At 60.4% G+C, this 19,403-nt stretch carries 14 protein-coding genes; 7 read left to right on the top strand and 7 right to left on the bottom strand.

Annotation, left to right across the window (positions count from 1 at the left end; genetic code table 11):
- The first annotated feature begins 24 nt into the window (after window positions 1-24).
- Complete coding sequence (locus DC347_RS08940) at window positions 25-2,133, top strand: acyltransferase family protein (protein WP_109045115.1); 2,109 nt, start codon at window positions 25-27, stop codon at window positions 2,131-2,133.
- Between the two features lie 108 nt (window positions 2,134-2,241).
- Here the strand turns inward: DC347_RS08940 and DC347_RS08935 are convergent, their stop codons facing one another.
- The 6 genes from DC347_RS08935 to DC347_RS08910 all read right to left on the bottom strand — a co-directional run bounded on the left by DC347_RS08935 (window position 2,242) and on the right by DC347_RS08910 (window position 8,145).
- Window positions 2,242-4,215 (bottom strand): DUF6541 family protein, encoded by a 1,974-nt coding sequence (locus DC347_RS08935; protein ID WP_109045114.1) that lies wholly within the window; start codon window positions 4,213-4,215, stop codon window positions 2,242-2,244.
- Between the two features lie 62 nt (window positions 4,216-4,277).
- Window positions 4,278-5,141 (bottom strand): glucose-1-phosphate thymidylyltransferase RfbA, encoded by an 864-nt coding sequence (rfbA, locus tag DC347_RS08930; RefSeq protein ID WP_109045113.1) that lies wholly within the window; start codon window positions 5,139-5,141, stop codon window positions 4,278-4,280.
- A gap of 43 nt (window positions 5,142-5,184) precedes the next feature.
- The gene (locus DC347_RS08925) at window positions 5,185-6,108 is read right to left on the bottom strand and encodes a glycosyltransferase (RefSeq protein ID WP_109045112.1); all 924 of its coding nucleotides are present in this window, start codon (window positions 6,106-6,108) and stop codon (window positions 5,185-5,187) included.
- On the bottom strand, window positions 6,108-7,004 hold the full coding sequence (locus tag DC347_RS08920; RefSeq protein ID WP_109045111.1) for a glycosyltransferase: 897 nt from the start codon (window positions 7,002-7,004) through the stop codon (window positions 6,108-6,110). The genes DC347_RS08925 and DC347_RS08920 overlap by 1 nt, the downstream gene beginning before the upstream one ends.
- Window positions 7,004-7,393, bottom strand: coding sequence for a DUF2304 domain-containing protein (locus tag DC347_RS08915; protein WP_109045110.1), 390 nt, complete (start codon window positions 7,391-7,393; stop codon window positions 7,004-7,006). Before DC347_RS08915 ends, DC347_RS08920 begins: the two co-directional genes overlap by 1 nt.
- Complete coding sequence (locus DC347_RS08910; protein WP_109045109.1) at window positions 7,393-8,145, bottom strand: glycosyltransferase family 2 protein; 753 nt, start codon at window positions 8,143-8,145, stop codon at window positions 7,393-7,395. Before DC347_RS08910 ends, DC347_RS08915 begins: the two co-directional genes overlap by 1 nt.
- A gap of 210 nt (window positions 8,146-8,355) precedes the next feature.
- Between DC347_RS08910 and DC347_RS08905 the strand changes: the two genes are divergently transcribed.
- The 5 genes from DC347_RS08905 to DC347_RS08885 are packed head-to-tail and all read left to right on the top strand — an operon-like array spanning window position 8,356 to window position 15,014.
- On the top strand, window positions 8,356-9,108 hold the full coding sequence (locus DC347_RS08905; protein ID WP_109045108.1) for a glycosyltransferase: 753 nt from the start codon (window positions 8,356-8,358) through the stop codon (window positions 9,106-9,108).
- A gap of 30 nt (window positions 9,109-9,138) precedes the next feature.
- On the top strand, window positions 9,139-10,137 hold the full coding sequence (gene rfbB, locus DC347_RS08900) for a dTDP-glucose 4,6-dehydratase (RefSeq protein ID WP_018760197.1): 999 nt from the start codon (window positions 9,139-9,141) through the stop codon (window positions 10,135-10,137).
- Window positions 10,138-10,140: 3 nt separating this feature from the next.
- Window positions 10,141-11,565 (top strand): bifunctional dTDP-4-dehydrorhamnose 3,5-epimerase family protein/NAD(P)-dependent oxidoreductase, encoded by a 1,425-nt coding sequence (locus DC347_RS08895; protein WP_109045107.1) that lies wholly within the window; start codon window positions 10,141-10,143, stop codon window positions 11,563-11,565.
- A gap of 9 nt (window positions 11,566-11,574) precedes the next feature.
- Window positions 11,575-13,755, top strand: coding sequence for a glycosyltransferase (locus tag DC347_RS08890; protein ID WP_109045106.1), 2,181 nt, complete (start codon window positions 11,575-11,577; stop codon window positions 13,753-13,755).
- Between the two features lie 23 nt (window positions 13,756-13,778).
- The gene (locus tag DC347_RS08885) at window positions 13,779-15,014 is read left to right on the top strand and encodes an oligosaccharide flippase family protein (protein ID WP_206073905.1); all 1,236 of its coding nucleotides are present in this window, start codon (window positions 13,779-13,781) and stop codon (window positions 15,012-15,014) included.
- Between the two features lie 271 nt (window positions 15,015-15,285).
- Here DC347_RS08885 and DC347_RS08880 read toward each other — a convergent pair whose 3' ends face one another.
- Complete coding sequence (locus DC347_RS08880; protein ID WP_109045136.1) at window positions 15,286-17,343, bottom strand: lysozyme; 2,058 nt, start codon at window positions 17,341-17,343, stop codon at window positions 15,286-15,288.
- A gap of 723 nt (window positions 17,344-18,066) precedes the next feature.
- On the opposite strand from DC347_RS08880, the gene DC347_RS08875 reads away from it, so the two are divergent.
- Window positions 18,067-19,368, top strand: a complete 1,302-nt coding sequence (locus DC347_RS08875; RefSeq protein WP_133247076.1) for a hypothetical protein — start codon at window positions 18,067-18,069, stop codon at window positions 19,366-19,368.
- Window positions 19,369-19,403: the final 35 nt, after the last annotated feature.

Raw genomic sequence — 19,403 nt, 5'->3', positions numbered from 1 at the left:
GACACGCGTGGGATTGCGGCGCTGATGCCCCGAACAGTAGAGATGTTGGTTGGCCGCCATGTGCGGGCAACGCCAAACAGTCGAAAATCCGGATCTGCCCGCTCTGACATCCAGGGCCTCCGTGCGGTCGCTGTGGGCCTGGTCATCGTTTACCACGTCTGGCCGACTATTCTGCCCGGGGGCTTTGTCGGCGTTGACGTCTTCTTTGTGATCTCCGGATTCCTGATCGTAGGCTCACTCGTTCGGGAGATTTCTAAATCCAACAGCCTTGACCTGTTGTCCTTTTACGAACGAAGGATTGTGCGGCTGCTTCCTGCAGCGACCCTCGTGCTTCTGGTCATCGTCCTGGGGACGGTGATGCTCCTTCCGCAAAGCCGATGGCAGTCGGTCAGCCTGGACGTGATTGCCTCAGGGCTCCAGGTCCAGAACTGGAACCAGGCGTTTAGTGCCAACAGCTACGCGCACGCCACAGCCTCGGTTTCGCCGGTCCAGCACTACTGGTCCCTGGCCGTTGAGGAGCAGTTCTACATCTTTGTGCCCATTTTCCTTCTCGGCGGCGTCTTCCTCGCCCGGAAGTTCAAATGGGCTGCTGCATCCGTTTGCGTCGCTGTCATCGGCGGCCTCACGGTCTGCTCGTTCGTCCACAGCATCTTCCTGTCCAGCTCCGATCACGACGTTGCCTACTTCGCCACGAGCACCCGTATCTGGGAGCTGGCGGCAGGAGGCTTGGTCGCCGTGCTCCTCAAGGGCGGCCTGCCGGGACGCAAACCCAAGCTGGTGGCCGGGTGGGCCGGCCTGGCAGGTATTGTTTTCGCGGCCCTGACGTTCTCCACGTCCTTGGCCTTTCCGGGGTATGTGGCCTTGATCCCGGTCGCAGCCACGATACTGATTCTGTGTGCGGGAGGCCAGGATCCGGCCCCGGGTTTCCTCTCCGTGCCCGCACTGCTAAGTTGGCGGCCCGTAACCTTTATTGGCGACATCTCGTATTCGCTGTACCTGTGGCACTGGCCGATTGTCGTCTTTTACGTGTACTTCCTCGGCCGCGGACCCGGGATCCTGCATGGTGCCGCGATCCTGGTACTCAGCATGCTCTGCGCAACGCTTTCTTACTATTTTGTCGAGCAGCGTTTCAGGCATGTCCGTTACAGTCCCAAGACGAACCAGGCCAGGACCATGAGGGTCCGTTTTCGTTCCGCTGCCACCTTCCTCGTGGCAGCCGGTGTAGTGGTCGCAACCTCGGGGTCCGCATTGGTTCCGTGGGGCATCGTGGAAGCCAAAGCCCAAGAGCTCCAAAGCTTGCTCAACACCCGTGAATACCCGGGTGCCATGGCCTTTGATCCCGGCCATGAGAAGCCGGTCCCCTCCGGACTCCCGATTCGGCCGGAAGCCTCCCTGGCATTGAAAGACGTTCCAACGACGGCGGGAGATGGCTGCGGGGTATACGATCCGGTGGCTATGGGGCCCGAAAAGTGCGTCTACGGGTCCGCGGACCCATCCAAGCACATGGTGATCGTGGGTGACTCCCACGCTGCCCAGTTCGTGGACCCTATGGTGCTCGCCGGGAAACCGGCTGGCTGGCAGATCCATGCAATGGTCCGTAACGGGTGTCCGTTTAGTGCCGTGCCACCCGCCGATGACTCAACGGTCTACTCAAACTGTTCGGCGCAGAACCAAGTGTCCCTGCAACGGATCCTGGACCTCCGGCCGGACCTGGTGGTGATTGCCGGGATGGTGCCCCGTGGTTACGAGGAGGCCCTCCACTGGAGGTGGGACACGCCGGATGCCTTGGTGAAGGGCTACGTCGACCTCATTAGGCCGCTCAGGAACGAGGGCCTGAGGGTGGCTGTCATCTTCGACAATCCGTACCCGACCTTCTCAGTCCCCGACTGCGTGCAGCGCAGAAGCCCGGCGTCTCCGGAGTGCCAGGTGGCCAGGACCGCAGTGGACGATCCGCTGCAACGTGCAGCCGACCAGGTGCCCGGCGTTGAGGTGATGGACATATCCGACTACCTTTGCCGCCAGGACACCTGCCCGTCCGTCATTGGAAACGTGCTCGTGTACCGCGACAACCACCTGACAAACACGTTTGCCAAGTCCTTGGCTCCGGTCCTTTCGCGGAAGCTGAGGCTCTAGGCAGGGACCAGCGTTCCCGGTCCGCGACTCTGTGGGAACCACAGCAGCGATCCCGAAGGCCCAGTACCACTGGTTGCAGTGGGGCTACCGGCCGGGGCTACCCGGATGTCACTGGCAGGCAGTGACTTGGAACAACTTCGCGTCGCCCTTTTGGTCCAGGAGCTTGAATCCCGGAGTCGCGTCGGGGATTTGCAGTCCCTGGAAGCCGTGATTCCCACCGTGGACTTCACGCGTGCCGAAGTCGAGGACATACCGGACATTGCCGTCCCGCGCAGCCGCGCACACTGAGGGGTCGGTGGCTGCTTCGCGGAACTTGTCGTTCAGCAGCTCGGTGGCCTTGGTGTAGGTCGTGAGGGTGTGCTTCGACGTGGTGTTGCGGTCCGCAATGGCGAAGGCCATGGCCCCGCCGGTCCAGGGGTTGACCGCGACGGTTGCATCCGTCGGGACATAATTGTCGAGTTCCTGGATGATGGCCATCTCGTCGGAACTGACCAATGGGGAATCCGGCGTCGTCGAGTAGTTCGCCTGCGCCGACAACACGGGCGTAACCATAGGCGGTGCCTGCAGCAGGCCCACGACCACCAGCGCAATGATTGGTCCTGCGCTGTCCAGGAGTCCCGGGGCGGCCCCGGGGGCCGCATTGCTCCGAAACCGGAGGGTGCGTTCCTGCAGGCGTTCGATCAGCCAGGCGGCACCGATCGCTGCCAGCGGCACTCCGACGACGGGCAGCAGGGCTGCGAGTCGGTAGCTGTCGTTGTACCAGACGCCGGTCAGCAAATCCCTGTACCGGCCCGCCGGGCCGGCTGACACGACGACGAAGAGCAGTGCGACGACGATGAATGATCCCGCGAACCAGGCTGTGGCGCGCCGCCGGAACACAATTGCCAGTCCCACTATCGCAAGGGCGCTCACTGCCCATGCGACGGGACGTTGCATGGCTGAGTTGGTTATGACTTCCCCGAGGGCCTGGCCCTGAGTCTGGATTGGTGGCCAGAACGCCGCTACAGCGGGAGGCCTGATGATCTTCCACAGGACAGCCATGACGCCGAACGTGGCGAGCAGGCCTGCCCCGGCAGCCAAGGTGAGCCTCATGGGACGTCCGGCCCTGCGCCGGTCGATGGCAAAGAAGGCCCAGGCCGCAAGCAGGACGGGTACGGAGAGCGCGAGAAGTGACATGACCCCGTTGGGGTGTGCTATCGCCACGCCGAGGGCCGTCATGGGAGCCAGGAGGAACCGGGCTCCGGGACCGATGTTTACGAACTGGCGGCTGCCGAAGAAGATGCTCACGCAAGCCAAAGCTGCAGGCAGCATGCTGACGGCAAGGAAATTAGGGTAGAGGACACCAAAATCCAGCAGCAGTATGGGGAAGGAGCCAAACCCGGCTGCCAGGACGCCTGCTGCCCCCACGGCATAGGGGTTCGGCCCGACCAAGGTACGCACCAGAAACATGCAGCCCAAGGTCCAGACGCCGGCGGCGATACAAAGGTTCAGGACATTGACGGAGGCCGGCAGCGGGGCGCCCGTCAGCTGGATAAGGAGCGAGGCCAGCCCATGCCATGCCGCCGGGTAGAAGTACGGCGGATTGCCGCCGTTGGTCATCCCCGTCAGCGTCATTGACGACGCATTACCGGTATCCAGAACATACCGGATGGCGTTGAGGTGGAAGACGTTGTCAAACGTTTGGGAGATGTTGTCCGGCCTGCCGAAGGCGGTGCGGAGTTGGATTGCTATGGAAAGGGCACCAATGCCAAAGCCAACACCTCCAAGAAGCAGCATCCGCTGCGATCCTGCCAGCGCAGTACGCCAGGGAAGTTTGGGTTGGCGGAGTGCCGGGATTCTTCGGATGGCGAAGAGGACCGCCGCGAGGAGCACCGTTGCCGCCCCCACGGGCAGGAGCGACCATCCGATGCCGAGGTACGGGGCAACGATGGCGCTTACCGAGGCGACGCTTACCGTAAGCAGCGGAGCAACTGCCAGGAACGCTGGATTCCGCAACCCCAGTGCCACGATCAGGAGCGTGCCGGGCGCAAATAACAGCAGCAGGCACGCCAAGGCAGTCGGCAGGACGGAAAACCAGCTCATTAATACTCCAGGGACGACGACGAGAAAAGGGCCAGGCGCATCGCGATGGCCATCACGATGTGCTAGCCCTCCAGAAGTCCAAGAAGGTAGCTGCCGTAGCCGCTCTTCACCAGGGGCTCGGCACGCTGGCGGAGGTCGTCGTCGGTCAGGAAGCCCTGGCGCCATGCGATCTCCTCAGGGGCACCGATCTTCAGCCCCTGACGGTTCTCGACCGTGCGGATGAAGTTGGAAGCATCGCTGAGGTCATTGAAAGTTCCGGTGTCCAGCCAGGCAGTCCCGCGGGGGAGTATCTCGACCTGCAGCTTGCCCCGCTCAAGGTAGGTCCGGTTAACATCTGTGATCTCAAGTTCGCCGCGGGGGGAAGGCTTGAGGTCCCGCGCAATTTCCACGACATCGTTGTCGTAGAAATAGAGGCCGGGCACCGCATAGTGGCTGCGGGGCTTCTCCGGCTTTTCCTCCAGGGACAGTGCCTTGCCGTCGCCGTCGAACTCAACAACGCCGTAGGCTTTGGGGTCCTTCACCCAGTAGCCAAACACGGCGCCGCCGTCGATGTCCGCATGCTTCCGAAGCTGGGTTCCCATGCCCTGTCCGTAGAAGATGTTGTCGCCGAGGACAAGCGCTACTGTTTCGTCGCCGATGTGGTCAGCACCAAGGATGAAAGCTTGTGCGAGTCCATCGGGTGAGGGCTGCTGGACGTAGGAAAGGTTGATGCCGAACTGCGATCCGTCGCCCAGCAGGCGCTGGAACTGCTCGGCGTCGTGCGGAGTGGTGATGATCAGGATGTCCCTGATCCCAGCAAGGATCAACGTGGAGAGAGGGTAGTAGATCATTGGCTTGTCGTACACCGGGACGAGCTGCTTGCTGATGCCAAGGGTAATGGGGTGCAGCCGCGATCCAGTTCCGCCGGCCAGAATAATTCCACGCATGGGATCAATCATTCCCCACGACGCAGCCACGGCCAAAACGGGATCAGGTGCCGGGCTGCCGTTCGGGTCCCGGGCCCGACTTCCGCCGGAGCCCGTCGGCGAGGCCTTTTCGGGCCGCTACGAGGCGCTGGCGCCTGCCGGGGGCGAGGACGCTGACGACAGTCAGGTGCCGGAGGTCCGTGAGCAGTCCCCGCGCGGTCCAATAGGGTTCCCTGAGCGCAAACCTGGCCGCCAACAGGACGCGGTTGCGGACAATGAAGTAGTAGCGCCAGGTGGAGGCGGTCCTCACCATCAGTGGCTTTCCGCGCCATGTGACAGGCCACGGACCCAGGCGCGCCGGAACCATGGTGCCGAGGGAATGGTGCAGTGAGCAGTCAAGGGCAATGACGCAGTGCAGTTGCCGGGCCTTGGCGCGCAGGTAGAACTCGCTGTCCACCCCGTCGATGAACAGCTGTTCGTTGAAGGGCCCCACGGCGTCGAGGCTGGCCGTTGGAATCAGGAGACCCGACTGGACCGGCTCGTCCCCGATGGTCACTCCGTGGTGAGTCCGCACCACCCGCCGCGGCAGTCCGCTGACTTCCCCTGGCGCCACCATGCCCACCCCGAGCCCGGCGCCGGTTGCCGCACCAGCAGCGCCCTCAAGGCCTTGGACAAATCCGGGCTGGACCAGCGAGTCCTGGTCCATGGTGAGAATGAATGCAAGCGACGGGTTACGGGACCGTGCAAGCGCGATGCCGCTGTTCAGGGCCGCCGCAATTCCGGAGTTTTGCGGGAGTCGCAAAACCGTACAGCCGAGCGCCTCCAGTTCGGAATAGACGGACTCGTCGGCGGCAGTGCTGCCGTCGTCAACGACAACGACGTCGACGCACTGGTCCAACAGTGCCGCGCAGTTTTCCAGAACATTGTGGTGAGGATTGAAGGTGCTGACAACGGCGGCTGTCCGGGTGCTTTGGGACGTGTCGGCCATCAGGCACCCAGCCCGTGCTTGGCCATGGTGCGGATTGCTCCGAGATTATGGGATTTCACCAGGCCGGGCATCAGCGACAAGGCATGAAGCCTCGACGTCAGCCGAAGCTTGGCGGCCCGTTCCGCCCGGCGCCAGCCCCGGGACCGGGTGAGCGTGGCTGCCAGGCTGAAGTACTCGCGTTCGCCGTCGAAGCGGGAGCCGTCCTGGAGCAGGAGCGAAGATGCGCTTTCGGTATGCCTCCGGTAGGCAAAGGCAACAGTGGGCACCACCAGCAGCGAGCGGTCCTGAAGGATCATGTCGATGATGAGGGCGAGGTCCTGGATGATGCGGAACTCATCGCGGAAATCGACGGTGCGGACTGACGAGGTTTTGAACGTGAGGGACGGCCAGTACAGCCAGTCTCCATGCAGGAGGCTCGTGGCGAGCCTTTCGCCGGACAGGAGGAGGGGAGCGCCTGCCGACGGCCTGAGGAGCCGCTGTTTGACGGTGTCCACGAGGGTGCGTGCGGGGTCGCCCGCCGCATCAATGACCTGGACCCCCGGCTGGATGATGTCCGCCTCCGGGTTGTCACGGTAGGCCTGCAGCACTGTCTCCACATAGTTCGGCAGGAGGATGTCGTCGCAGCCAACTACGGCGACCAGATCCTGCCGGGCCATCTGGATGGAGGTCCTGAAGCTCTCGGTGATGCCTTCGTTCGTGGCTTTCTTGACGTACGTGATTCTAGGGTCATCGATGTTCCGTACGTAATCCTCCACCGTGGGATCCGGGTAGGCGTCGTCCACCACCGTGAGGAACCAGTGCGGATCCGTTTGCGCAAGGACGCTGTCAACCGTGATTTTCATGTAGTCGGGATCGCCCCAGTAGGGCACGAAGATGTCCAGCGAGGGTTCCACCACTAGGGCTCAACCTCCGGGTCCTGGCTGCCTCCGGGCCGGCCGGCAACCATCACCTCGTTAATACGTTCAATCTGGATCCGCAAAATGGCAACTTCTTCGGCCAAGGCGCGGGTCTCTTCTTCAACGACCGATATTTCCCAGGACAGGTGCAGGCAGACGCCCAGGAGCATCAGGATGCTGAGGATGAACAGCAGATTGGAGGGGAGCTGGACTCCGACTGCCTGGGCCACGTAATCCAGGAGCTGCGGGAACGCGGCAAGAACCAAGGTGGCAATTCCGACGACGAGCCACCAGATCGCGTATTTTTCGCGCAGCTTCTTGCGTCGGAGCATCTCCGCGACCAGCCCGACGATGGCCAGGGCCAGGAAGAATGCGGCAATATTCGGCATCAGTTCTTTCCTGCCATCAGGGGGAGGGGCAAGGCAACATTGGATCGCTTGCGCGTGAGGGCGAAGGCGAGTGCGAAGAAGGAACGGCCGAGGTATACGGCGGCTTTGATGGGGTGGTGGCTCGGCGTGCCGCCCTGCCGGGGCCGCATCGCCACGGGAACCTGCGTGACCTTGAGCCCGGACCGAATGGCCACCACCAGCGAATCGATCGTGTCTCCAAGGTATTCAGCCGGGTAGTGGTCCAGGTACTGCGCGATCGCACGGCTGTTTCCAGCGCGGAATCCGGAAGTCACATCTGTAAGCGGCGTCTTGGCAAGTCTGGTGAGGACAGTCGCCAGGAGTTTCATTGCCCACTTCCGGGGGCCCTTCACGGCATAGTCGCCGCGGTCGGCAAACCGGGCGCCGATGGAGATATCGGCTGATTCCAGGCCGTTGAGCACTTCGCGGATATTTCGCGGGTCATGCTGCCCGTCTGCGTCAACCTGGATGACTTGCCGGTAGCCCAGGCGCTGGGCGTACTTGAATCCAGCACGCATCGCGCCCCCGACACCCAGGTTGAACGGCAGGTTCAGGACAGTTGCCCCTGCCGCCGCTGCGAGGTCCGGTGTGCCGTCGGTCGAGCCGTCATTCACTACCAGGACGTCGTAGGGCTCATCGAGGCTCAGTACTTCGGCCACGGTTGCCCCTACGCAATCGGCCTCATTCCACGCCGGCATGATGACCAGCACACGGTTGTTTTCCAAATTGCGCATAATGTCCCAACTATATCAACGCGGCGATTGCGCACTGTCCGGAGCCTGCACGGACAGTCGGCAGGCCGCGGCTGCCCCGCCAGCCAGTTGGCCAGTGGTTCGCATCCTAGCGCGTGGCGGCCGCCGCGGCCGAGTCCGCGGCGGACCTGGCAGGGGCGCACATCGCCAGCCACCACCAGAGGCAGGGGTGAATCAGTTAGTGTCGGTTGCATGACCAGCATCCCACCCAGCGTTCCTTCCGCCACCCGTGTCAGCGTTTGCATGGCGAGCTACCGGGGTGCGTCCTTCATCGCGGACCAAATCCGTTCGATACTCGACCAGCTGGATGCCGCGGACGAGCTAGTCATCTACGACGACGCGTCCCCCGACGACACCGTTGACGTCATCAACGGGTTCAAGGACCCGAGAATCCGGCTAATTCGGGGAGTCAGCAACGTGGGGTACGTCCGCGCCTTCGAAGCCGCCATCGGCGCGAGCAGGGGCAGCTTCATCTTCCTGTCCGACCAGGATGACGTCTGGATTCCCGGCCGGGTCGCCCTGATGCTGGACGGCCTCCGGAATGCCGCCGTGGTAGCCACGAACTTTGCCATGCTCGGCGGCGGCCCGCGGCCATGGATCCCGCCACTGACGGGGAAAATGGACGGCCGGCGCATGGCGAACCTCGTGGGAATCATGGTCGGTTACCGCGCCTATTACGGTTGCGGAATGGCGTTCCGGCGCGACTTCGTTGACGTCGTCACCCCCATCCCGTCCTACGTCCGGGAGTCGCACGATCTTTGGATCGCCATCTGCGGCAACCTTGCACAGTCAATTGCCCACCTCGAAACGCCGAGCTTGCTCCGGCGCCTTCACGAACAAAACGAGACGCCGGCCGGCTTCCGTTCGCTCCGGCGCATAGCGGCCGCACGGTTCATGCTTGCCCGGCTGGTCCTTGAGGCGTCGCGCAGACTCCGCGGTCGGTGAGGGGGAGGGCCGAGACGCTAAGCTGGGCTCATGCAGAATCTCCTTGTCACCGGCGGCGCCGGCTTCATTGGTTCCAACTTCGTCCACTACGTTCTTGAGAACACGGATGACCGTGTAACCGTCCTGGACAAGCTGACATACGCAGGCAACATGGAATCGCTGAAGGGGCTGCCGGAGGGCAGGTTCGAATTTGTCCAGGGCGACATTGCCGACGCAGAGCTGGTGGACCGGCTGGTGGCTGCCGCCGACGTCGTGGTCCACTACGCGGCCGAGTCGCACAACGACAACTCACTGCACGACCCCCGTCCTTTCCTGGACACGAACATCATTGGCACGTACACGCTCATCGAGGCTGCGCGAAAGCACAACAAGCGCTTCCACCACATCTCCACGGACGAGGTCTACGGAGACCTTGAGCTGGATGACCCCGAGCGGTTTACCGAGCAGACGCCGTATAACCCGTCCAGTCCCTACTCGTCCACGAAGGCAGGTTCGGACCTGCTGGTGCGGGCATGGGTGCGGTCCTTTGGCCTTCAAGCGACCATCAGCAACTGCTCGAACAACTACGGCCCCTACCAGCACGTGGAGAAGTTCATTCCGCGCCAGATCACTAACGTCATCGATGGCATTCGTCCCAAGCTCTACGGCAAGGGCGAGAACGTCCGCGACTGGATCCACGCCAACGACCACTCTTCCGCTGTCCTGGCGATCATTGCCAAGGGCAGGATCGGAGAGACTTACCTCATCGGCGCTGACGGTGAGAAGAACAACAAGGACGTTGTCGAGCTGATTCTCAAGCACATGGGTGAATCGCCGGATGCTTATGACCACGTGGTGGACCGCCCGGGTCATGACCTGCGCTACGCCATCGATTCCACCAAACTGCGCGATGAGCTCGGCTGGTCACCCCAGTTCTCCAACTTTGACGCGGGCATCGAGGACACCATTGCCTGGTACCGGGCCAACGAGGACTGGTGGCGTCCGCAGAAGGCCCAGACGGAAGCGAAGTACAAGGAACAGGGCCAGTAACCGATGACCATCGAGTTCTCCAAAAAGCTTGCTGCCCACCGGACTCCAATTCCCGGCGTCGTCGTCTATGACCTGCCGGTCCATGGGGACAACAGGGGATGGTTCAAGGAAAACTGGCAGCGCGAGAAGATGCTCGCCCTTGGGCTGCCCGACTTCCGGCCGGTGCAGAACAACATCTCGTTCAACGAAAAGGCCGGTACCACGCGTGGTATCCACGCGGAGCCCTGGGACAAGTTCATCTCCGTTGCCACCGGGCGCATCTTCGGTGCCTGGGTCGATCTTCGCGAAGGCCCGTCGTTTGGCAGCGTGTTCACGGCCGAACTCGACCCCAGCCAAGCGATCTTCATTCCACGCGGCGTCGGGAACGCCTTCCAGACTCTGGAAGACAATACGGCGTACACCTATCTGGTCAATGACCACTGGTCAGCCGATGCGCAGGGACAATACACGTTCCTGAACCTGGCCGACGAGTCCGCAGCCATCCAATGGCCGATTTCGCTTGAACAGGCAGAACTGTCCGACAAGGACAAAGCCCATCCACGGCTGGCCGACGTCGTGCCCATGCCGGCGAAGAAGACGCTGGTGGTGGGGGCGAACGGTCAGTTGGGGAAGGCCCTGCGGACGCTTTACGCCGAGGATTCGTCCGTGGAGTTCGTCGGCCGGGCGGAGTTTGACGTCACCGATCCTGAAGCGTTTGCAGCCAGGAACTGGAAGAACTATTCGACCATCATCAATGCGGCGGCGTACACGGCCGTCGATGCGGCCGAGACCCTGGAAGGCCGGATCGCCGCCTGGGCCAACAATGTGACCGCCGTCGCGCACCTGGCAAAGACCGCCGTCGAGCATGGCCTGACCCTGGTCCATGTTTCCTCCGATTACGTCTTCGACGGTTCCCAGTCCATCCATTCGGAGGACGAGCCTCTCAGTCCGCTGGGGGTGTACGGGCAGACCAAGGCGGCAGGGGACGCGATTGTCAGCACGGTGGCTCGCCACTACATCCTTCGCACGAGTTGGGTTATCGGCGATGGCAACAACTTCGTCAGGACGATGGCGTCGCTCGCCGCCCGGGGGATTGAGCCGTCAGTGGTCAACGACCAGATCGGCCGCCTGACATTCACGGAGGACATTGCGGCGGGCATCCGGCACCTTCTCGAGAGCGCAGCCGACTATGGGACGTACAACCTGACAAATGACGGTGAGCCGCAGTCGTGGGCCGACATCGCAAAGGACGTCTACGCGCTGTCCGGTGGATCCCGTGATGCTGTTTCCGGTGTGAGTACGGCAGAGTATTTCAAGGGCAAGGATGCTGCGCCGCGACCGCTCAGCAGCGTGCTAGACCTTTCGAAGATCAAGGCATCCGGTTTCGCTCCCAGGGCTGCGCGTGAGGGTCTTGAAGCCTACCTTGCGCAGCAGTCGGCGACTGTCTAGACGTTCACCATGCCCTTTGACTCCTCTTCCTTTGGAATCATCGCCCTGGCGGCGTACAAACCTGACTGGGACCTTTTCAGGGCTCAGTTGCTTTCGATACAGGCGCAGACGCATGCCAACTTCGAGTGCCTTATTTCAGCCGACGGCGGCCACGCTGAGGTCCAGGAATTTGTCACCCGGGAGATGAACGGGGATCAGCGTTTCAAGGTCCTCGGTTTTCCGGACCGACTGGGATTTTACGGAAATTTCGAGCGGGTACTCCAACACGTACCGGAGGACGCCGAGTGGGTTGCTTTGTCCGACCAGGACGACTCGTGGTACCCGGCAAAGATCGAAACGCTCCTTCCACACCTGCATGATGTCAGCCTCGTTGCTGGTCAAGCCCGTGTGGTCCGGCGCCCCGGGAATGACGTTGTGGCCGACTCAACGCACCGCAAAGACGTCAGTCTGGGATCGCTGATCGCCCAGAACCAGGTGACGGGAAGTCTCTGCCTTTTTCGCCGTGACCTCCTGGACCTGGCCCTGCCGTTTCCGCGGTTCGCGGCGGTTACCCAGGTCCACGACCATTGGCTCGCTGTGTGTGCGAAGGCCACGGGGGGAGCGCTGGTCGTCGACGACATCCTCCAGGATTACGTGCAGCATGCCGCCAACGTCCTGGGCGAGGTCGAGGCCCGGAAGAGTCTATTCAAATCCTTTGAGCATCTGATAGCGCTTTCTCGCAAATATCAGGGAAGCGCCAGCCCGTTAGCGGTCCTGAAGACAGCCAATGGCATGAGCTTTGGATGGCGTCGGGTAATGGCAGACTCTCTCCGTCAGCGCGTCAAGGTTACCTCTCCAGAATTTGAAGCAGGGATATCGCCGTTCCAAAGTTCTCACGGGTGGGTCCAGACGTCGAAGGCCCTGATACTGGGCTTGAGACGCGGAGATATCGCCTTTTCTTGTTTTTTGGAATTCTTGGCCGGTTTTCCAATGGAACTTGTCCGATGCGGCAGGAGCCCTTGGCCTTCAACCTGGAAGTCTGAAAGTACGCTGTTGAATAAGTTCCGTCTGAAGCTCTCGCGGAAAACCGTGTCAAACGATAGGAAAAAGGGGCTGTCCGTGGACACATCGTCGAAAGCGCCGGCAGGTGGCAGTATTACGATTGTTCTGCCCGGGTTTAGCAAGTACCCCATTGGTGGTTACAAGGTCGTTTATACCTATGCGAATCATCTCGCAGAGCGCGGCTATCAAGTTACGCTTATACATGCTCTCCTTCTTTGGGGCGCCAAGCGTCGCGAGGTTGATGTCAGGAGACCAATGGCTTCACTTGTATCCAGTTTTCGACCTCGTCAAAAACCCCATTGGTTCCAGCTGGACGGAAGGATTAACGTCTACACCTTGCCGTACCTGATGCCGATGATGTTGCCCAAGACGGATTTCTTGGTAGCCACTGAAGTTCAGACTGCGCACGTTGTGAATTCTGCAGCCCGGCGCCAGAAAATTCCGGCATCATATTTCATCCAGCACTACGAGGACTGGTCAGCTGCGCCCGAATTTATTGATAAGACATGGAAGCTTCCTCTGCGAAAGGTCGTAATCGCACCATGGTTACAGGAACACATGCATTCCTTGGGCGAGGAATGTGACTTGGTTCCCAACGGTATTGACCCTGAAGAATTTCCTGCAGGTCCGCCTTTAAGTGAACGTCGCTTCGATATTTGTGCGATGATTTCCGATGTTCCTTGGAAAAGGGCAGACCTGGTCGTTGAAGTAATAAATTCGTTCGTAGAGCGCGATTCTCGAGTTCGAGCCATCACCTTCGGGACAGGTACAAGGCCCAGTGGTCTGCACCCAGACGTCGTGTTTATAAAAAATCCCTCCAAAGAGGATATTCGGTATGCTTACCAATCCTCGAAGTTGTATCTATGCGCCAGTGACGGCGAAGGCTGGCATCTGCCTCCCGCTGAGGCCATGTCAAGCGGCTGTGCTGTCGTGTCAACCGATATCGGCGGCGTGAGAGCCTATGCCGAAAACGGTGCTCTGTTTTCGGCAGTAGGGGATGCCGAGGGATTACGTAATAATATAGATCGGCTTTTGAATGATCTTCATTTTGCTCAAACACTAGCTTCCAGAGGGCTGGCTGACATGCGCGAAAATAGCCCATCGAAAGCAGCTCAAAAATTTGAGGCAGTGATAACGAATGTGCGATAGGGCACTTCTGCCGAATGAATAGGATGCTGCTCGCTAGGAGATTTGCGGGGTTCACGTTTGTGCCCCTTATTGGAACACTTGCGCCTCTACTGCTTCTCCCTGTCGCGGCGCGTGTCGGCGGATTGGACGGCTGGTACAGCTTGGCGGTGGGGCAATCTGTAGGCACTTTCGGTAGCATAGCGATTACTTATGGCTGGAATGTTTTGGGGCCTGCGCTGATTGCAAAATCAAAAGATGAGTGCTTCCGCCGCAGCCTCTGGGTTGAATCGCTTGGTGAGCGACTCCTGATCTCCTGTGCCGTGGTGCCGGTTGCCACATGTCTCTCCTGGTCGCTTGGTGCCGAAGAATACAGGCTCTTCACTGTGGCCATGGCAGTGGCGTTCTGCCTCAACGGGCTGACACCTAATTGGTACTTCATCGGGGCCGGTGAGCCTAGGGGTATGGCTGTCTACGATATGATTCCACGTCTAGTCGCAACCTTACTTGCCGCTTTACTCGTTTTCCTTACGCAGTCTCTCTGGTCCTACCCGCTTTTGTGGATCCTTTCGTCTTTAGCTGGCCCACTTGCGATTCAGCACAAATTTGGATGGCCCCCACTTTTTAGGGGGCGGAGTATTTCTGATATTCGTGAAGGACTAGGAAAAAGGCTTGGCGTTGCCAGCATTGATGCTTTGGGCGGAGTGTATGTATCTGCGCCCGTTCCGCTGGCAGGGGCCACCGGAAGTACATCGGTCGCCGGAAGCATAGCCTCGTCCGACAAGCTGTACAGGTTTGGGCTCATAGCTGTTACAACTCTTGGCAATACTTTGCAGGCTTGGACTCTAGATCCACACGCAGAGAGTCCCCGGCGGCGTCATGTTGCCGCAATTTTCGCTCACTGTGCTCTTGGACTGCTCGGACTACTGGCGTTAGGCCTTGTCGGTGAATTTGGGACCGCCTTGCTTTTTGGTGATGAAGTTAAGGCGGCTACTTCTACCATGTGGTTCTACGGCGTCGCCTTCTTCGCGGTCTCTGTGTCCACCCCCCTGATCCGCAACCTGCTCATACCCTCGCTGAAGACTCGTTTCGTCTTGGCCGGAACGGCAATCGGAGCACTGGTAGGCGTGATAGCTATGCTTACGCTGGGACGAACCTTTGGTGCCAACGGTGTGGCCGCCGGTTTCATGCTGAGCGAGGTAATGCTCGTCGTCGTCATACTGCCCCCGGCCCTGCAGCACCTGTCCCGCATTCCACGTCTTTCGGCCGGCGTGAAACAGTAGTCTTGGCCTGTCCAGTAGGTAAATTCGACTTCATCACCGAATGTCTGTTGTCGTCTGGGTTATTTTGGGATCAAAAACAGACTTCGTGACTTTCTTGGAATCCCATATAGCCCCAGCGTCTCTCGAATTTATGGGAAGTGCGCGGCATGCCGCATATGCAATGAGCCCTTTTGATCAGCAACTATGCTGTGGACCTTCGGGCCGCATAGACCGCTCCTTTTATCCAATGCGTCGTGTTTTGCCATACCTTTGAATGACAACTTGTTCGGTCCTAGTAGGTCAAGCTCCGGCATCCAAGCTGGGAGTTGTTAGTGCTGAATGGGGATACTGCGACGCCATAAGTGCAAACGCTGTATTTGCCTCGCGCCGTGATGGCTACGGTGGTTGAATACCCGTGGTCTCCGATGGTCTGCAGAACGGCGTTGACGTCTGACCGCTTGAGGTTGGCGGTGAACGGGTACCCCTTCGTGGTGCCGTCAGGATACGAAATGTAGACGTGTACGGGGTTTGAGAAGCCAGGCATGGCCGGATCCAAGGTCCACCCCTGGGTTGTCAGCAAGGCCTGGCCGTTGGAGACCTGGATGCCTGCCGTGTCGAGGCTTCCCATGGTGGGCGGAGTCGGCCGCACGGTGATGTCGCGGCAGCCCAGCGCGGTAGGCCCGGCTGCGAGGGGGGCAACCCCTACGGCCTTGGCACACACGGAGTAGTTGCCAGGGGCGCTGATCGCGATCTGGGCTTGGTAGCCGTGGTTGCCGATCGTGTTCAAGGCGGCATTCACATCAGGCCTGGCAAGGTTCGCCGTTGCCGTTGCTATTACTGGATTGGCTATGGGTGTGCCGTCTTTAGCGGACACGTAGGTGCTTACCGTGTTGATCTTTCCCGGGTAGCTGGGATCCAGGGTCCAGCCGGTCAATTGGAGGTTTGCGGTGTTGGGTGCCTGCACGAGGGAAAGCGCATCATACGAACCGATGGGTGCCGGGCTGGCACCGATAGTGATGTTCTTGCATCCAAGCGATAGATTCGAGTTTTGGCCTATGGCGTATGTGCACGCTTGGTAATTTCCGGGCGCTGTTAGGGTCACCTGGTAGTCAAAGCCGTGGTTGGATCCCAGGCCGGTAACAGTCTGAACATCCGGCCGGGAAGTATTTGCGGTCATCCGGTAGCCGGTGGTTGTCCCGTCTGGGCCGGTTATGTAGGTGTCCGCATACGTGCTGGCGGCAGGGTTTGCCAGATCTACAGCCCACCCTTTGAGCTGGAGACTGACTTTGTCAGCAGTTCTTACTTCGCTGAGGCTCTCAAAATTTCCAATCGGGGCTTCGACGCCGGAAGCGGTGATGGACTTACAGCCAAGTGAGGTGTTATCGAAGGTTCCGATGGAGTAGGCGCAGGCCTTGTAATTTCCCGACTTGGTGATAGGTATCTTCCCGTCAAAGCCATGGGACGAACCGTAGCCGAAGACATTGTTGACGTCGGGTCGGTAGGCATCCGCTGTCCAGGGATAGCCTGTTGTGGTTCCGTCCGGGCCGGTGACGTAGACATGCGTTTGGTTCGACGCCGGAATGTTGGCCAGATCTACCGACCATCCACGGGCTCTGAGGCTGACGTCGCTCCCGTTCTTGACCACGGAGAGGTCGTCGAAGCTGCCGGTGGGCAGGGCGACTCCGGCGAACCGTTGCAGCGATGCGTAATCGCCGTTCCACACATTGGAGTCTCCGGCCATCGGTCCCGTGCTGCTGTACTGCCAGACGCTGTAGGTTGCCCAGCTTGCTGGAACTGCGCCAGCGTCGTTCGTCGGTGAACCGGGGTAAGCGGCAACCCACAGCGGGTAGTCACCGAAGCCTGTCTGATTGCCGAGGCATTGGTTCCACCAACTCGTGTTGGTATAGATCATGGGAAGCCTGCCGGTCATCGACCTGACCGTGTTTCCGAAGTCCTGAACCCAGGCAGCCAGCTGTCCCGGGGACATGTTGTAGCAGGTGTTGCCGAAGTAGAAGCCGTTGATGGTCCTGCCCTCGTACGGGTTGAATTCAAAGTCGAGGACTGGTGGCAACGTATATCCGTCCGGGGACCACCCGCCGCCGTTGTTGACGAAGTATGTGGCTTGGTCCGCTCCAGACGACCAGTTCGGAATTGCGAAGTGGTACGCCCCGCGGATCATCCCAACGTTCCGGGATCCCTGGTACTGGGAGCTGTAGGCCGGGTTTGTGTAGTAGTTGCCCTCAGATGCTTTCACATAGGCAAAGCGTGCTCCCATGTTCCATTGCTGCTGCCAGTCAACGGATGATTGGTAATAGCTGACGTCCAGCCCCTGGACACCGAAGGTGGGCATCCACGTGCCCTGCGCGGACAGAGTTTCGATGCTGTTGGGCTTGGTAGCAGCTGCAGAAGCGGCGGACGTAACCCGTGCTGATCGCTGACCCATCTGCGCGCCGCCTGGTCCGATGGCATCTGCCATCGACTGTGGCCTTGGTGACGGTGTGGCCGCAGGGCTCTCGGTCGGACTGGGGGAGGGCTGTGCCATGCTGGGTGCAGCGGGCGCTGCTGTGGACTGGGGCGCAACCGAAGGTGCGGCCGTGACGGGGGCCGACGACGGGGAGGGGGCTTGGGGCGGGCTTGATTCAAGCCCGATCGCGGGGCCTGTGAGGCCCGGGCCCACCACCAATGCAAGCGCAAGCGGAACAACCCCTAGGTACTTTAGGAATGGGGTACGGGACTGAGACAGGTTCCGCTTCATATTGGCTCCGGACGGCAATGCGCGCTCCCCCGAACGCCCATCTGGTTTGCTGTGCCGGGGTCCCCCAGGGACCTGTCGAACACAGTAACTGACACTTAACGCGCTCACCATAGCATCGTGATGCGTGGGGGACCAGTGGTAGGCGTGTTTCTGCTGGGGCTCGTGTGAGGTTTCGGCGCCGGGTCCGCCCTGGGGCTTTGATTGAATCGCCGGCGTATCCGGTAGCATTCATGAGGCGCGTCCCGAGAGAGCATTCGTTGACCGCGCATCCATTACTAGCCGGCTTCGTACGCTCAACGCCGGGGGTCATAAGGGACGATGAACAGCAATCAGGGCTCTAATGCTTCCATGAGGCTCGGCTGGAGGATGTCAGCGGCTCCCGTCGCTGTTTTAGGGGCCAGTCTCATTGCTTTTGCCCGCCTTAGCCCATCAGCTCAAGGCACCATCTGGGCAGAGGATGGAGCGGTATTCCTCCAGGATGCACTGGCCCGTCCTGGAATTCTCGGAGTTTTTGCCCCATATCAGGGCTATCTGCACGTGGTGCCGCGATTTGCAGCCGCGTTCGTCGTCCGCCTGTTCCCCGTCGATGCTTATGCCGTGGCCATCTCACTTCTGAGCAGCCTGATCATTGGTCTCGTCGCCTTAATCGTCTTCCATTGTGCAAGCGCCATATCGACACGCCTTGTACCTAGACTGGCGTGGGCCTCGATCACCATCATGGTGGCACCAGCAGCGTTGGAGACGCAGGGAAATTTTGCCAACCTGCATTGGTATCTGCTTTGGCTCGCTCCTTGGCTGCTTATCAAACCGGCGCGGAACAAACCTGAGGGCATTCTCCTATTCGCTGCGGCCGCGCTGTCATCATTGACAGAAATACTGACGCTGATGTTTGTTCCGATCTTCTTTTACCGGTTTCGAGACCAGTGGTTGTGGCCTGCCAGGGCTGGGTTATTGCTGGGTATCGCTTGCCAGGTCTTCACGACCGTGAGTTATCCGCGTTCCGCTCCGTTTGAGCCGGGAAACTTACTGTCCGTGGTGGTTGGGTGGTTCCTCAACAGCAGCTCGGCCGTAGTGTTCGGTACGTCCAACCAAATTGCGCTTATCATTTTGAACTTTGGTGCGGTCCCGATCGTGTTGGCGGCGCTCCCTTTTTTCGCGGCTTTTCTCTTTCTCCTGTTTCGAGGCACAGCTGCCCATCGCGGCGTTGCCGTAGTCGCGGTTGTCGCTTCGGTGGGCGTTTGGGCTGCGGCCGTTCTTTTCAATTTCTCGAAAGAGTTCAACTACGCGGAATTCACGGCGGCCCAGTGGCATGAATTCCTTCTGGGCAGATACAGCGTAGTGCCGTCCATGTTCCTTCTTGTGCTCTTTCCTCTCCTGGCAGTGGCTTTGGAAAGAACATCCGCCAAGGCCGCAACCTCGGTGCTGACAGTCTTCGCCCTTTTGCAGTGCTTGTATTTCTTCCCCTCTTTTTCATTCCGCCAAGACGGTCCCATCTGGGCTGTGGGAGTGGCGGACGCCCGCGCGGCCTGCGCGGCGAACCAGGCGATGGTTGCGCACGTGGTCGCAACGGCGCCGGGAAACTGGAAAGTCGATGTGCCGTGCGCCATTCTGCGAAGGTGAAACGCCTGTCACTCATGCCGTCCGCGAGGAAAGGA

Origin of the sequence: Pseudarthrobacter sp. AG30 (genome assembly GCF_003116525.1) — a bacterium.
Classification (GTDB): domain Bacteria; phylum Actinomycetota; class Actinomycetes; order Actinomycetales; family Micrococcaceae; genus Arthrobacter.
The sequence above is the reverse complement of the archived record's forward strand: the minus strand, read 5'-3'. Positions and strand labels throughout refer to the sequence as shown.

Excerpts from the sequence above, each read along its gene's own strand:
- DC347_RS08880 (WP_109045136.1), bottom strand. The coding sequence starts at position 17,343 with ATGCCCACCTTCGGTGTCCAGGGGCTGGACGTCAGCTATTACCAATCA.
- rfbA (WP_109045113.1), bottom strand. The coding sequence starts at position 5,141 with ATGCGTGGAATTATTCTGGCCGGCGGAACTGGATCGCGGCTGCACCCC.
- DC347_RS08905 (WP_109045108.1), top strand. The coding sequence starts at position 8,356 with ATGACCAGCATCCCACCCAGCGTTCCTTCCGCCACCCGTGTCAGCGTT.
- DC347_RS08910 (WP_109045109.1), bottom strand. The coding sequence starts at position 8,145 with ATGCGCAATTTGGAAAACAACCGTGTGCTGGTCATCATGCCGGCGTGG.
- DC347_RS08885 (WP_206073905.1), top strand. The coding sequence starts at position 13,779 with ATGCTGCTCGCTAGGAGATTTGCGGGGTTCACGTTTGTGCCCCTTATT.
- DC347_RS08940 (WP_109045115.1), top strand. The coding sequence starts at position 25 with ATGCCCCGAACAGTAGAGATGTTGGTTGGCCGCCATGTGCGGGCAACG.
- DC347_RS08925 (WP_109045112.1), bottom strand. The coding sequence starts at position 6,108 with ATGGCCGACACGTCCCAAAGCACCCGGACAGCCGCCGTTGTCAGCACC.
- DC347_RS08935 (WP_109045114.1), bottom strand. The coding sequence starts at position 4,215 with ATGAGCTGGTTTTCCGTCCTGCCGACTGCCTTGGCGTGCCTGCTGCTG.
- DC347_RS08890 (WP_109045106.1), top strand. The coding sequence starts at position 11,575 with ATGCCCTTTGACTCCTCTTCCTTTGGAATCATCGCCCTGGCGGCGTAC.
- DC347_RS08875 (WP_133247076.1), top strand. The coding sequence starts at position 18,067 with ATGAACAGCAATCAGGGCTCTAATGCTTCCATGAGGCTCGGCTGGAGG.
- DC347_RS08915 (WP_109045110.1), bottom strand. The coding sequence starts at position 7,393 with ATGCCGAATATTGCCGCATTCTTCCTGGCCCTGGCCATCGTCGGGCTG.
- rfbB (WP_018760197.1), top strand. The coding sequence starts at position 9,139 with ATGCAGAATCTCCTTGTCACCGGCGGCGCCGGCTTCATTGGTTCCAAC.
- DC347_RS08895 (WP_109045107.1), top strand. The coding sequence starts at position 10,141 with ATGACCATCGAGTTCTCCAAAAAGCTTGCTGCCCACCGGACTCCAATT.